A 13,645-nucleotide genomic window follows, 5' to 3' on the forward strand; every position below is an offset into this window, starting at 1 on the left:
CGACACGACAAGCCAAGCTATGAAGATTCACATCCAGGGCGGCCGCCTGATCGATCCGGCCAGCAACACCGACGCCGCGCAGGACCTCTATATCGCCGCCGGCAAGATCGTCGGCGTCGGCAGCGCCCCGGCGGACTTCACCGCCAACAAGGTCATCGACGCCAGGGGCCTGATCGTGTGCCCCGGCCTGGTCGACCTGTCCGCGCGCCTGCGCGAGCCCGGCTACGAATACAAGGCCACGCTCGAATCCGAGGTCGCCGCCGCCACCGCCGGCGGCGTGACCAGCCTGGTCTGCCCGCCAGACACCGACCCGGTGCTGGACGAGCCCGGCCTGGTCGAAATGCTGAAGTTCCGCGCGCGCACCCTGAACCAGACCCACGTCTACCCGCTGGGCGCGCTGACGCTGGGCCTGAAGGGCGAGACCCTGACCGAGATGGGCCAGCTGACCGAGGCCGGCTGCGTCGGCTTCAGCCAGGCCGAGGCGCCGGTGCGCAACACCCAGGTGCTGCTGCGCGCGCTGCAATACGCGCAGACCTTCGGCTTTACCGTGTGGCTGCGCCCGGAAGACCCGTTCCTGGGCGGCGGCGTCGCCGCCAGCGGCGCGGTGGCATCGCGCCTGGGCCTGTCGGGCGTGTCGGTCATTGCCGAGACCGTGCGCCTGCATACCATCTTCGAGCTGATGCGCAGCACCGGCGCGCGCGTGCACCTGTGCCGGCTGTCGTCCGCCGCCGGGCTGGAACTGGTGCGCCAGGCCAAGCGCGAAGGCCTGAAGGTGACCTGCGACGTCAATATCCACCACGTCTCGCTGACCGACATGGATATCGGCTACTTCAATTCGCAGATGCGCTTCTCGCCGCCGCTGCGCAGCCCGCGCGACCGCGACGCCATCGTCGCCGCGCTGGCCGACGGCACCATCGACGCGCTGTGCTCGGATCACACGCCGGTCGACGACGACGAGAAACTGCTGCCCTTCGCCGAAGCTTCCCCGGGCGCAACCGGCCTGGAGCTGCTGCTGCCGCTGACGCTGCGCTGGGCCAGCGAGCACAAGGTCCCGCTGGCGCAGGCGCTGGCCCGCATCACCGCCGAGCCCGCCCGCGTCATCGGCCTCAAGGCCGGCACGCTCGCTGTCGGCAGCGCCGCCGACGTGTGCGTGTTCGATCCGAAGCAGGTGTGGAAAGTCGAGCGCCGCTCGCTCAAGAGCCAGGGCAAGAACTCGCCGTGGCTCGGCTACGAAATGGAAGGCAAGGTCCGCATGACCCTGGTCGGCGGGCAAGTCGTCTACGGCAACCACGCCCAGGCATGATCTGGCTGCGCAAGACCGCACTGGTCCTGCACCTGCTGCGCGGCTTGCTGACCTGCGCCTTGCTGTTCCCCTGGCTGGGCGCACGCTCGCGCGCATGGCATATCCGGCGCTGGTCGCGGCGCCTGCTGCGGATCTGCGGGGTGGAAGTGGAGGTGGTCGACGCGACCGGCGCCGCGCATACCGGCGCGGCGCGGCGGGGGGCGATGGTGGTGTCCAACCACATCTCGTGGCTGGACATCTACGTCATCCACAGCTGGCAGCCGATGCGCTTCGTCGCCAAGTCCGAAATCCGCAGCTGGCCGCTGATCGGCTGGCTGTGCGACAAGACCGGCACCATCTTCATCGAACGGGCACGCAAGCGGGACGCGCATCGCGTGCTGCATGACATTACGGATGTGATGCTGCAGGGCGATCTGGTCGGGGTGTTTCCGGAAGGGACGACCACGGACGGGACCAGCGTGCTGCCGTTCCATGCCAATTTGATGCAGGCGCCGATTTCGGGCGGGTTGCCGGTGCAGCCATTGGGCCTGAACTACCTCGATGCCGCCACCGGCCAGCCGACGCTGGCCGCCGCCTATATCGGCGACACCACGCTGCTGCAATCGCTGGAGGCGGTCCTGCGCGCGCCGCGGATCAAGGCGCGGCTGGTGCTGGGGCCGGCGCTGGTGCCGGCCTCGGGCGACCGCCGCGAACTGGCGGCTTCCGCCAGGGAAGTCGTCGCCCATCTCAGCCAAGGTGCCGCAGAACACGCCGCCACGGCCGCGCAACGGCTGAATCGGCCCTCAGAACCGGGCGGGGCGGCACAGCCGGCATCCGCTGCCATCGGCTAGCCGCCCTGTCGTCCCCGCCAACGCGGGATAGCGGGTCACGCCAGCGGATCGCAATATTGCGGGCAATCCACCTGGATCACGGTCCGCTCGGCCGGGTCCTGCGCCAGGCGCGCCGCCGTCAGCTTGCCACCCCAGACGCAACCCGTATCCAGCGCCATCAGGTTCGGGCGCATGACCAGGCCGAGCGTCGACCAGTGCCCGCAGACCACCGTCACCGCCTCGGTGCGCCGCCCCGGTACGTCGAACCATGGCATGAACCCTTCCGGCGCCTTGCCCGGGCCATCCTTGGTCTTGAAGTCCATCACCCCGTCGGTCGTGCAGTAGCGCAGGCGCGTGAGGGCATTCACCACCACGCGGAGGCGGTCGATGCCGCGCAGGCCGTCGTGCCAGCGGTCGGGGGTGTTGCCGAAGATGTCGGCGAGGAAGCCCTGCCAGTTGGGGCCTTGCAGTTGTTCTTCGACTTCACGGGCGAGGTCGATGACCTGGGCTGCGGTCCATTGGGGTAGGACGCCGGCGTGGACCAGCAGGAAGTTATTTTCCCGAAGGGCCAGGGGGCGGTGGCGCAGCCAGGTGAGCAGGTCCTCACGGTCGGAGGCGGCGAGGATGTCGTCGAGGGTGTCGTGGCGGCCCTTCTTGCGGACACCGGATGCTACGGCCATCAGGTGGATGTCATGGTTGCCGAGGACGGTTTCGGCACGGTCGCTCATGGCGCGGATGGTGCGCAGGGTTTGGAGAGAAGCGGGGCCACGGTTGACGAGATCGCCAACCAGGCGCACGGCCGGCTGCGCCGGCATGCGGGCCAGCAGGGCGTCCAGCGAAGGTCCGCAACCTTGCAGGTCACCGATGGCATAAAGTGCTGAATGTGTAACTTTATTGTTGGGCATCTGGTCCAGGGAGAACAAATTCGCTTCTATTTGTAGTTTTGTGACCGATATACCGTGGCACGGTTACATGAGGCTACAAAAAGGCGCCGCCGCCACGTAGGCTGGGGCATTCCGTCGGATAGAATACCGCCACTTCTGCAGGCACTTACGGCCCCGCCGTCCAAAAAGAGGACAAGGTGGGCGCTCGGCTTTTGCCGGGTCATCGAAACATATCGAGGCAAGGAGCAAGTTTTGTCCCATATTCTGGTCACTGGGGGCGCCGGATTCATCGGTGCCAATTTCGTTCTCGCGTGGTTGAGCGACAAGTCCGCGGACGGTGTGGTGAACGTCGACAAGCTCACCTATGCGGGGAATCGAAAGACCCTGGCATCGGTCGAGGACGACCCCCGCCACGTGTTTTCGCAAACCGATATCTGCGACCGTGCCGGACTGGACCAGCTCTTCGCCACCTACAAGCCGCGTGCCGTGGTGCACTTTGCCGCCGAGAGCCACGTTGACCGCTCCATCCACGGGCCCGGCGAGTTCATCCAGACCAATATCGTTGGCACCTTTACGCTGCTCGAAGCCGCGCGCGCCTATTGGAGCGGCCTGGAAGAACCGGCCAGGTCCGAATTCCGCTTCCTGCATGTGTCGACCGACGAGGTGTTCGGCTCGCTGAGCGAAACCGACCCGCAGTTTTCGGAAACGACCGCCTACGCGCCCAACAGCCCGTATTCGGCATCCAAGGCCGCATCGGACCACCTGGTGCGCGCGTATCACCATACCTATGGCTTGCCGGTTCTGACGACGAACTGCTCGAACAACTACGGTCCCTACCATTTCCCCGAGAAGCTGATCCCGCTGATCATCGCCAATGCACTGGCAGGCAAGCCGCTGCCGATTTACGGCGACGGCCTGAATGTGCGGGACTGGCTGTACGTGCGCGACCACTGCTCGGCCATCCGCGAGGTACTGGCACGCGGCCGCCTGGGCGAAACCTACAACGTGGGCGGCTGGAACGAGAAGACGAATCTCGACGTCGTCCACACGCTGTGCGACCTGCTCGACGAACTGTCGCCCAAGGCCACCGGCTCGTACCGCGACCAGATCACCTTCGTCAAGGATCGCCCGGGGCATGATCGCCGCTATGCGATTGATGCGCGCAAGCTGGAACGCGAACTGGGCTGGAAGCCAGCCGAGACCTTTGAAAGCGGGCTGCGCAAGACGGTCCAGTGGTACCTGGATAACCAGGCTTGGGTGCAGGACGTGATGTCGGGGGAGTATCGGAACTGGGTGGCGAAGCAATATGCAGCGTAACGCCGCCATTCCCACTTTTCTTGTAACCGGCAGCAACGGCCAGGTCGGATTTGAACTGCGCCGCAGCCTGGCGCCACTGGGAAAGGTCGTAGCGCTCGATCGTTCGAGCTGTGACTTGAGCCGGCCCGACGACATCCGTCGCGCGGTGCGCGAAAACCAGCCCGATGTCATCGTCAATCCGGCCGCCTATACGGCGGTCGACAAGGCGGAGTCGGAGCCGGAGCTGGCTTACGCCATCAACGGCACGGCTGTGGGCGTGCTGGCGGAAGAGGCAAAGGCGCTCGGAAGCCTGCTGGTTCACTACTCCACCGACTACGTCTTTGACGGCACCAAGGCAGGCGCCTATGTCGAAATCGATGCGGTGAACCCGCAATCGGTGTACGGCAAAAGCAAACTCGCGGGCGAGCAGGCCATTGCCGCGGCCGGCGCAGCCCATCTCGTATTCCGCACCTGCTGGGTTGCCGGCGCGCATGGCAGCAACTTTGCCAAGACCATGCTGAAGCTGAGCCGCGAGCGCGACAGCCTGCGCGTGATTGCCGACCAGTTCGGGGCCCCGACTACAGCCGCGCTGATTGCCGACGTGACCGCGCAGGTGGTGGCGCGACATTGGCTGTCGGCTGACCGGACATCGTTCGCCTCCGGCATTTACCACCTTGCCGCGGCTGGCGAAACTACCTGGCACGCGTACGCCAGCGAAGTGCTGCGCTACGCCGCCGCAAAAGGCATCGAACTGAAGGTAGACCCGGCCCGCATCGAAGCGATCCCTGCGACGGCGTATCCGTTGCCTGCACCGCGTCCGGCCAACTCACGCCTGGATACGAGCAAGCTGCGTCAGACCTTCGGCATCCATCTTCCAGACTGGCAGCAGGGCGTGCACTACCTGTTGGACCAGATTTTCTCCTGAGCTAGACACCATGCGTAAAGGCATTATCCTGGCTGGGGGTTCCGGCACCCGGCTCTACCCGATCACGAGATCGGTGTCCAAGCAGTTGCTGCCGGTATATGACAAGCCGATGATTTACTATCCGCTGTCTACGCTGATGCTGGCTGGCATTCGCGATATTTTGATTATTTCCACGCCCGAGGATACCCCGCGTTTCAGCGAAATGTTGGGTGATGGCAGCAAGTGGGGTATCAATCTCCAATATGCTGTGCAGCCCTCACCGGACGGACTGGCCCAGGCGTTCATTATCGGCCGTGACTTTGTCGGCGGCGATCCGAGCACGCTGATCCTGGGGGATAACATTTTCCACGGTCACGATCTGGTGGCGCAGTTGCAGCGCGCTTCGGCCCAGCAGACCGGGGCTACCGTATTCGCCTATCACGTACACGATCCGGAACGCTACGGCGTGGTGGAGTTCGACGAGAATTTCCGCGCCCTGTCGCTCGAAGAGAAACCGGTGAAGCCGCGCTCCAACTACGCGGTGACGGGCCTGTATTTCTACGATAGCCAGGTCTGCGATATTGCCGCGGATATCCGGCCTTCGGCGCGCGGGGAGCTGGAGATCACCGATGTGAACAAGCGCTACCTCGAGCTGGCGAAGCTTGACGTGGAGATCATGGGGCGCGGCTACGCCTGGCTCGACACCGGTACGCACGATTCGCTGCTCGAGGCGGCAAGCTTTATCGCGACCTTGCAAAGCAGGCAGGGTCTGATGGTGGCGTGCCCCGAGGAGATCGCCTTCCGCAACAAATGGATTTCTGCAGAGCAGGTTGCCGAACTGGCGACGCCATTGTTGAAGAACGGCTATGGCAAGTATCTCCAGCAAATTATTTCGGAGCCGATTAAATGAGTGTGACAGTTGTTCCTACTTCTCTGCCGGAAGTACTGATTATCGAGCCCAAGGTATTTGGGGACGAGCGCGGTTTTTTCTTCGAAAGCTTCAATGCCAGAGAATTCGAGCAGGTTACGGGCCTGCAACGGCAGTTCGTCCAGGACAACCATTCGCGTTCCGCGCAAGGTGTGCTGAGGGGCCTGCATTACCAGATCCAGCGCCCGCAGGGCAAGCTGGTGCGAGTCGTCTCGGGCGAAGTGTTTGATGTTGCGGTCGACATCCGGCGCAGCTCGCCTAATTTTGGCAAATGGGTCGGGGTTAGCCTGTCTGCCGAGAACAAGCGCCAGATATGGATTCCGGAGGGTTTTGCCCACGGCTTTCTTGTGATGTCGGAGTCTGCAGAGTTTCTCTACAAGACCACGGATTACTACGCGCCGGAGTTTGAACGCAGTATCCGCTGGAACGATCCCGATATCGGCATCGAATGGCCGATCGCAGGAACGCCCGTGCTGGCGAAAAAGGACGAGGCTGGCAGTCTGTTGAACCAGGCTGAATTGTTTGACTGAGCGAACGCAGGCGCGACGGTTCGGTATGGCAGAAGGAAGGAGTGCCCATGCACAGTGACTTATCCGTACTTATTCCATTCAAAGACAAGGCGGAGATGACTTTGCAATGCGTCGACTCCTTGTACCGGTTCGGCCCTGCGTGCCGCGAAATCCTGCTGATCAGCAACAATTCATCGGCAGCGGAGTTGAAGGCGGTCGAGCAAGGCTTGGCGAAGTATGACAACGCGCGCGTGTTGATCTACGACCAGCCCTTCAACTACCAGAAGCTGAATAACTGGGCCGTAGCGCAGTCGCAGGGAAGCGACCTGCTCTTCCTGAACAACGATACCGAACTGGTCGAGCAGTCGCGCGGGTTGCTGGAATCGATGGTGGAGCGTGCGCACGCGCCCGAGGTCGGCGCGGTAGGGTGCGTTTTGCTTTACGGCGATGCCAAGACCATCCAGCACGGCGGGGTGTTCCTGGTATCCGGCGGGCTTGCCGATCATTTGTATGTCGGGCGTCGATTGGCCGACGTACTGGAAGACTGCAAGGCCGGCCGCGTCGAACCGGATATTCGTGGCGACGTACGGCTTAGCGCCGTAACTGGCGCTGTCACCGTGGTGCAGCGATCAAAGTTTGCCGAGATCGGGGGGTTCGACGAGGGCTTCATCATCTGCGGTGGTGACGTCGACATGTGCATCCGCCTCGAGAAGCTTGGTTATCAGACCGTGTTGGCAGGAGCCGACTCCGGCTTCATCCTGCACAAGGAAAGCCAGTCACGGGCGCACAAGCCGATCCCGTTCAACGACTTCTACCGCTCGTATCTGTCTTATCTGGAAAGTTACGACCCGAAACGGGGGGACCGCTTCGTCCCGACGAAATACAAGGCCGCTCATACATGAGTCAACGAATTTTCCTGCTACGTGTCATCCGACGCCTGGTCTTTATTGGTCGCAAGGCTACCAACCGCCTGTATCAGCTGACCTCGGATACTGAGCATCGCCTGAGCGCCATGATCGAGTCGCGACCCGTGGTTGCAGGGGACGGGATGGTGGCGAAGGCAAGGCAATTTGCCGAGGTCTATTACGGCGCCAACGCCGCTGTCACGCCGGTCATGCCGGCGCTTCCCAGGGCGGGCCGCGAGCCGGCCGTGGTGCTGCTGCTGCCAACCTTGTCGAATTCATCGCTGTTCGGCGGGGCTGCCACGGCGCTGATATTTGCCGCATTGCTGAGCCAACGGCGCGGCATGCCGCTGCGCGTGGTGCAGACTGTTGTCAACGGCGAAGCCAGCCGCCTGCAAGGGTTGTTCGACAAATATGGCATCCCGGTCAACGCCGCAACGGTGGAAGTCCTGAGCGTGGCGGAGCGCCGCCATAACTTCTATGGCTACCTGGACCTGCATCCCGAGGATCAACTGGTGGTCAGCGCGTGGTGGGATGCCGCACTGGTCGCAGCCTTCCCGCTGCGTCGCAAGTTCATCTATCTGGTGCAGGACTACGAGCCGATTTTTTACGCCAACAGCGATCAGAAATTGCTGGCTGAGCAGAGCTACGCCAGCGGCAATTTTGTCGCGGTCTGCAATACGGTATTGATGGCGCAGTGCATTAGTGAAAGCGGAAAGCTGGCGAAGGACACGCCGGTGCTACATTTTGAGCCCATGGTGGCCAGGCTGCCGAGGACGCAGCCGCAGGGCACGGCTCGCGCAAAGCGCACGCTGTTCTTCTATGGGCGTCCGAGCGTGGAGCGCAATCTGTTCTATTTTGGCCTGCGCATCCTGAACGAGGTGTTCTCGCGCAACCTGTTGCGCGCTGAAGAGTGGGACGTGGTAATGGCCGGTGAAGGTTCGGCGCCAAATATCCAGCTCGAGTCCGGGGTGGTGATCCGTAATCTGGGCAAGCTGACGCTCGATGAATACGACGCGCTGAAGATGAAGACCGACGTGGCGTTGTCGCTGATGATGGCGCCGCATCCCAGCTATCCGCCGCTTGAGCTGGCGTTGGCCGGTGCTGCCGTTGTGACGTCGCGCTACGGACCCAAACATAGCCTTGGCAGCTATTCGGAGAACATCCTTTGCGTGCCGGCCGATTTGGAAGCGATGATCGAGGCCGTGGTGAAGGCGTCGCAGATGAGTGAATCGGAGCGGTTGGCCAACGTCAAGCGCAGCATTCTGCCGCTGGACTGGCAGTCGGCCTTTGCCGCGTGCTTCGAAGAACTGGATCTGCTTCTCGACCGTCCTGCGCCCGGCCAGACCGGCACGCCTGCGCTGGCGGCCAGAACTACCGCGTAAGCGCCTTGGTCCTCAATCGAAGTTCCTGCATGTATCCCTGCTCCCCCAGCGCGCAAACCACTGACGCCGAGCGCGATTCGGCCCGCAGCCTTAGCACTGGGGTTGCCATGTGCACCTGCAATGCAGGAGCCTTTATCCATCAGCAGCTCGAATCCATTGTCAATCAGACCGTGGTGCCGGATCAGATCGTTATCAGCGATGATCGGTCGGACGACGACACCTGGACGGTACTGCAGTCCTGGGCAGCAGCGACCCAGGCACAGCGCGGTATCAGCGTTACGCTGCTGCGCAACGATCCGCGCCTCGGCGTGACCCGGAACTTTGAACAGGCGATCCGGGCGCTGGATACCGACATCATCTTTCTCGCTGACCAAGATGATGTCTGGACGCCTGGGAAGGTCGGGACGCTGCTCGCATGTTTCGGGGCGGATCCGGAACTCTTGCTGGTGCACTCAGACGCGGAGCTGATCGATGAGCAGGGAAACGATCTGGGCAAGTCGCTTTTTGCCGCGCTGAGACTGTCGGAACGGGAACAGGCGCTGGTGATGCAGGGCAAGTTCTTCGAAGTGTATTGCCGGCGGAACTTGGTGACGGGCACGACCGCCGGGTTCCGCAGGCAACTACTGGACGTGGCCCTGCCGTTCGCCGAGGACTGGATCCACGACGAATGGCTGGCGGCGTGCGCGGCATCCGAAGGTAAGGTAGCCATGCTCGCGGACAAACTTACGCAGTACCGCCAGCATCGGTCTAACGTGATCGGCATTCCCGTCGGCACCGTCTCGCGTCTTACGTCATATGCGATGCGGGTGGCACGAACGCCTCGCAACGAACACTTGCACTACAAATTGCGCCGCTTGCAGGCGCTGCGCGGGAGGTTAGTCGCAACGAATCCTGGGGCGGCCGACAAACTTGCGCTGGTCGACGAGGCGATCGCCCACTATGTCCGGCGTATCGGCTTCGGACGCGGCCCGGTGTCGCGGCTGACCAGCATCCTGCACGAATACAAGGCGCGGGGCTATCACCGATTTGCCGACGGCTTTGCCGGCATGGTACGAGATGTCATTCATCTCTGAGGACGCGGCCATGCATCCATCCACCACATGGACGCCGCGGCTGACCGTGTCGGTCGTGAGCCATGGTCAGGGTCGCCTGCTCGCGCCGTTGCTGCACCAGTTGCGTGATGCTTCGCGACAGGTGCGGATGCAGGTCATTGTCACGCAGAATCTGCCGGAACCGGTTATTCCGGTCGAGGAATCCGAGGATTTTCGGCTGACGTGGATCGTCAATACGGGGCCGATCGGCTTTGCCGAGAATCACAATGCTGCATTCACGTATTGCCGTGCGCCGTTTTTCTGCGTGATGAATCCCGATGTGAGGCTGGAGCCGCAAAGCCTGTTGCCGCTGCTCGACTGTGCTGCGCAATGGCCGGGGGTGGCTGGCCCGCGCGTGCTGGCGCCTGATGGACGCGTCGAAGACAGTGCCCGGCGTGTCCCTTCCGTTATCCGACTTTTGCGCAGGACCCTGAAGAAGCGTTGCGAAGCCGACTATGCGGTTTCGCAGAAGATCCAGCAGGTCGACTGGCTCGCGGGAATGTGCATGGTGTTCCATGCAGATATCTACCGCAGCGTTGGCGGATTTGACGAGCGCTTTCATCTTTACTGCGAAGACGTCGACATCTGCTTGAAGATCCATTTGTCTGGCGCTTATGTGTCGTGGGTGCCGAATGCCGTCATCATCCACGATGCACAGCGCGCTAGCAGGCGCAACTGGCAATATTTGCGCTGGCATGTAGGGAGCTTGTTGCGGCTGTTCGCTTCCGGCACTTACTGGCGCTTCCGGTTCTTTGCTTCAGGTCACGACAAGAGGGCCATGCATGTTTGATTTCTTCTGGGTGCCATGCTTTGTATTCCTGGTATGCGCCTTTGCCATCATGGCGCTGCGCCCGCTGGCCCCGATCATGGGGTTGATGGACCGTCCCGATATGCGCAAGCGGCATCAGGGCGAAGTGCCCCTAGTGGGCGGCATCGCTATCACGCTGGCCGTCTGGATCGGCGCGCTGATGTTCATGCGCACGCAGGGCTACTATGTGGCACTGCTCGCCGGTTTGTCAGTTCTTGCGCTGGTGGGCATGGTCGACGATCTGAAAGGCATGTCGCCTGCAGCCAAGCTGGTGGTCCAGTTGTTTGCCGCGATCCTGATGACTTCGTGGGGCGGCGTCTACCTGTCCTCGCTGGGCGATCTGTTTGGGCGCCGCGAGATCGAGTTGCTCAACTGGGGCATCCCACTGACGTTGTTCGCGGTGGTCTCGGTGGTAAACGCGATGAATATGAGCGACGGGCTCGATGGCCTTGCAGGCGGCCTGGCGTTTTTTATCTTTGTCTGGCTCGCGGTGGTAGCGGGCGAGTTGGGCAATAACGCTGCTCAGCGTATCTGTGTAATTTTCTGCGGCGCCATTCTGGGTTTCCTGGTTTTCAACATTCGCAATCCGCTGCGCGGCAAGCGACGGGTCTTTTTGGGAGACGCCGGCAGCCTGATGCTCGGTTTCGGCATCGTATGGTTTGCAGTGGAGCTTTCACAGCCTGTCTATAACAGCGGGGCCCGGATTCCCCCCGTGGTGATGCTGTGGATTCTCGGTTTTCTGCTGATCGATTTGCTGGCAGTGGTAGTGCGGCGTGCGATGAAGGGCAAGAATCCGCTCGCGGCGGACCGCACCCATCTGCACCATATTTTGCTGCGGCTGGATATTGGCCACGGCACTATCGTGTGGCTGATCGTGCTGAGCAACGCTCTGATGGGTTTCGTCGGTGTGCTCGGTTGGAAAATGGGGGTCTCGGAACAGGCCTTGTTCCTGGCCTTTCTTGCAGTGACGGGCGCGCATCTGATGGTAACCCGCAATGCATGGCGGTTTATCCGGATTGGGCGCCGGATGTTGAAGGGCCGCAAGCCGCGGCTGCCGGCGCCATGAGGGCGTGCCGAACCTGCGTCGAGCGGCTCGCACTGGGCCGCCGCGCCCGTCGCCCCATGGGCTGCCTTGGTGGCTTGACGTCAAAATCTTTATGGTATCGTGGCGCCTTTCGCGGCGAGACAGAACTCGCCGGCGAATTCGTCGCCGCGTTGGTTGATTCCGCTTCACCGCTCCGGGAAACCGGCGCGGCATCGTACTTTCTTGGTATTCCCTATGCTTTTGACTGCAATCGATGACCTCCGGGAGAGCGTCGCCTCCTGGCGCCTTTGGTCGTTACTTGGCTGGATAGAAATTCGCCAGCGTTACGCGCGCTCGGCGGTTGGACCGTTCTGGCTGACCATCAGCATGGCGATCATGATCGCTTCGATCGGTGCCGTGTACGGCACCTTGTTCGGCCAGGAACTGCGTGAGTACCTGCCATTCCTCAGCATCGGGCTGGTGATGTGGTTCCTGCTCGCGACGATCGTGAACGAGGGAGCGGTCGTCTATATCCATAATGCCCACTTCATCCGGCAGGCCGCCACTCCGAAACTGCTATACGTGCTGCAGGTGATGTGGCGCAACGTGATTATCCTGGGCCATAACTTCATTATTGTGGTGGCGCTGCTGATCATATTTGGCGTGAAAAATTGGGCGACGCTGCCATTGTTTATTCCGGCGCTCCTGCTGTATGTGCTGAATGCAATGTGGATGGCGATGATTTCGGGCTTGTTGTCTGCGCGCTTCCGCGATCTGCCGCAGATCATTTCGTCGCTGTTCCAGGTGGCTTTCTATGTCACGCCGATCATGTACCGGCCAGATGCGCTGGTCCGGTTTTCCTGGATCGTTGACTACAATCCGCTCTCTTATTTGCTGCATCTGGTGCGCGCGCCGCTGGTGGGCGAGTTTCCGTCAATGCTTACCTGGGGGGTTTCGCTGGGCATGGCTGTGGTGGGCTGGACCGCCGCACTGTGGCTGACCGGGCGTTATCTCAAGCGCATTCCGTACTGGGTGTGAACGAATTCAGTAACATGGCATATATAGAACTTCGCAATGTCCGCCTCGAGCTTCCGATTTACGACGTCCAGGGCCGTTCGCTGAAGAAGCGCGTACTGCGACTCGGACGGCGTAACCAGATCGCGGAAGAAGCTACCGGTGTGGTCGTCGTCAAGGCACTTGACGGTATCGATCTCCGGCTCGAGCCAGGCGATCGCGTTGGCCTGATCGGCCACAATGGTGCCGGCAAGTCGACTCTGCTCAGGCTGCTGGCGGGTATCTACGCGCCCACCTCGGGAAGCTATGACCGTCAGGGCAAGGCGGTGCCGCTGCTCGACATCAGCCTCGGGATGGACGAGAACTCGACGGGCTACCAGAACATCCGCTTGCGCGGCTTGCTGCTCGGCATGAGCGACGCCGAACTGCGCGCCAAGGAAAAAGACATCGCCGAATTCACCGACCTCGGCGATTCGCTCGACCTGCCGCTACGCACTTACTCCAGCGGCATGCGCATGCGGCTGGCTTTTGCGGTGTCTACAGCTGTCGACGCGGATATCCTGCTGCTTGATGAGGTGATCGGCGTTGGCGATGCATCGTTCCAGGATAAGGCCAACGCGCGCCTGCATGATCTGCATAATCGCGCCCAGATCGTGGTGCTGGCCATCCATTCGAACGAAGTCATTCGCAGGATGTGCAACAAGGTAATCTGGCTGGAACACGGAAAGATCCGCATGGCCGGATCGGTAGAGGAGGTTTTGCCCGTCTACGAAGCCAACCATTAGCCT

General features: G+C 62.0%; 14 protein-coding genes. 13 read left to right on the forward strand and 1 reads right to left on the reverse strand.

Translation table 11 applies throughout. The features are described from left to right. Positions 1-19: 19 nt before the first annotated feature. Together C7416_RS13255 and C7416_RS13260 are read left to right on the forward strand one after the other, a co-directional pair. Positions 20-1,303, forward strand: coding sequence for a dihydroorotase (locus C7416_RS13255; protein WP_012353627.1), 1,284 nt, complete (start codon positions 20-22; stop codon positions 1,301-1,303). Further along, positions 1,300-2,133, forward strand: coding sequence for a lysophospholipid acyltransferase family protein (locus C7416_RS13260; RefSeq protein ID WP_111519352.1), 834 nt, complete (start codon positions 1,300-1,302; stop codon positions 2,131-2,133). The genes C7416_RS13255 and C7416_RS13260 overlap by 4 nt, the downstream gene beginning before the upstream one ends. Positions 2,134-2,168: 35 nt before the next feature. Here C7416_RS13260 and C7416_RS13265 read toward each other — a convergent pair whose 3' ends face one another. After that, positions 2,169-3,017, reverse strand: a complete 849-nt coding sequence (locus C7416_RS13265) for a symmetrical bis(5'-nucleosyl)-tetraphosphatase (protein ID WP_111519519.1) — start codon at positions 3,015-3,017, stop codon at positions 2,169-2,171. Between the two features lie 231 nt (positions 3,018-3,248). Between C7416_RS13265 and rfbB the strand changes: the two genes are divergently transcribed. The 11 genes from rfbB to C7416_RS13320 all read left to right on the forward strand — a co-directional run bounded on the left by rfbB (position 3,249) and on the right by C7416_RS13320 (position 13,642). Continuing rightward, positions 3,249-4,313, forward strand: coding sequence for a dTDP-glucose 4,6-dehydratase (rfbB, locus tag C7416_RS13270; protein ID WP_111519353.1), 1,065 nt, complete (start codon positions 3,249-3,251; stop codon positions 4,311-4,313). Then, on the forward strand, positions 4,303-5,217 hold the full coding sequence (rfbD, locus tag C7416_RS13275; RefSeq protein ID WP_111519354.1) for a dTDP-4-dehydrorhamnose reductase: 915 nt from the start codon (positions 4,303-4,305) through the stop codon (positions 5,215-5,217). Before rfbB ends, rfbD begins: the two co-directional genes overlap by 11 nt. 10 nt (positions 5,218-5,227) lie before the next feature. Next, complete coding sequence (gene rfbA, locus C7416_RS13280; protein WP_111519355.1) at positions 5,228-6,106, forward strand: glucose-1-phosphate thymidylyltransferase RfbA; 879 nt, start codon at positions 5,228-5,230, stop codon at positions 6,104-6,106. After that, a complete protein-coding gene (rfbC, locus tag C7416_RS13285; RefSeq protein WP_111519356.1) occupies positions 6,103-6,654 on the forward strand; it encodes a dTDP-4-dehydrorhamnose 3,5-epimerase in 552 nt (183 codons plus the stop codon). Before rfbA ends, rfbC begins: the two co-directional genes overlap by 4 nt. Positions 6,655-6,701: 47 nt before the next feature. Beyond that, positions 6,702-7,535 carry a glycosyltransferase gene (locus tag C7416_RS13290; protein WP_111519357.1) on the forward strand — a complete coding sequence of 278 codons (834 nt, stop codon included), beginning with the start codon at positions 6,702-6,704 and terminating at the stop codon, positions 7,533-7,535. Beyond that, positions 7,532-8,920, forward strand: coding sequence for a rhamnosyltransferase WsaF family glycosyltransferase (locus tag C7416_RS13295; protein WP_146604270.1), 1,389 nt, complete (start codon positions 7,532-7,534; stop codon positions 8,918-8,920). The genes C7416_RS13290 and C7416_RS13295 overlap by 4 nt, the downstream gene beginning before the upstream one ends. A 29-nt stretch (positions 8,921-8,949) precedes the next feature. Continuing rightward, on the forward strand, positions 8,950-9,993 hold the full coding sequence (locus C7416_RS13300; protein ID WP_240988188.1) for a glycosyltransferase family 2 protein: 1,044 nt from the start codon (positions 8,950-8,952) through the stop codon (positions 9,991-9,993). A 10-nt stretch (positions 9,994-10,003) separates the two neighbouring features. Further along, a complete protein-coding gene (locus C7416_RS13305; protein ID WP_111519520.1) occupies positions 10,004-10,801 on the forward strand; it encodes a glycosyltransferase family 2 protein in 798 nt (265 codons plus the stop codon). Then, positions 10,794-11,885: an MraY family glycosyltransferase gene (locus tag C7416_RS13310; RefSeq protein ID WP_111519360.1), complete on the forward strand. Its 1,092-nt coding sequence runs from the start codon at positions 10,794-10,796 to the stop codon at positions 11,883-11,885. The genes C7416_RS13305 and C7416_RS13310 overlap by 8 nt, the downstream gene beginning before the upstream one ends. Positions 11,886-12,098: 213 nt before the next feature. Next, positions 12,099-12,881 carry an ABC transporter permease gene (locus tag C7416_RS13315; RefSeq protein ID WP_018008105.1) on the forward strand — a complete coding sequence of 261 codons (783 nt, stop codon included), beginning with the start codon at positions 12,099-12,101 and terminating at the stop codon, positions 12,879-12,881. A 14-nt stretch (positions 12,882-12,895) separates the two neighbouring features. Further along, positions 12,896-13,642 (forward strand): ABC transporter ATP-binding protein, encoded by a 747-nt coding sequence (locus C7416_RS13320; RefSeq protein WP_111519361.1) that lies wholly within the window; start codon positions 12,896-12,898, stop codon positions 13,640-13,642. Positions 13,643-13,645 lie beyond the last annotated feature (3 nt).

Source organism: Cupriavidus phytorum (genome assembly GCF_003254285.1).
Lineage (GTDB): Bacteria > Pseudomonadota > Gammaproteobacteria > Burkholderiales > Burkholderiaceae > Cupriavidus > Cupriavidus phytorum.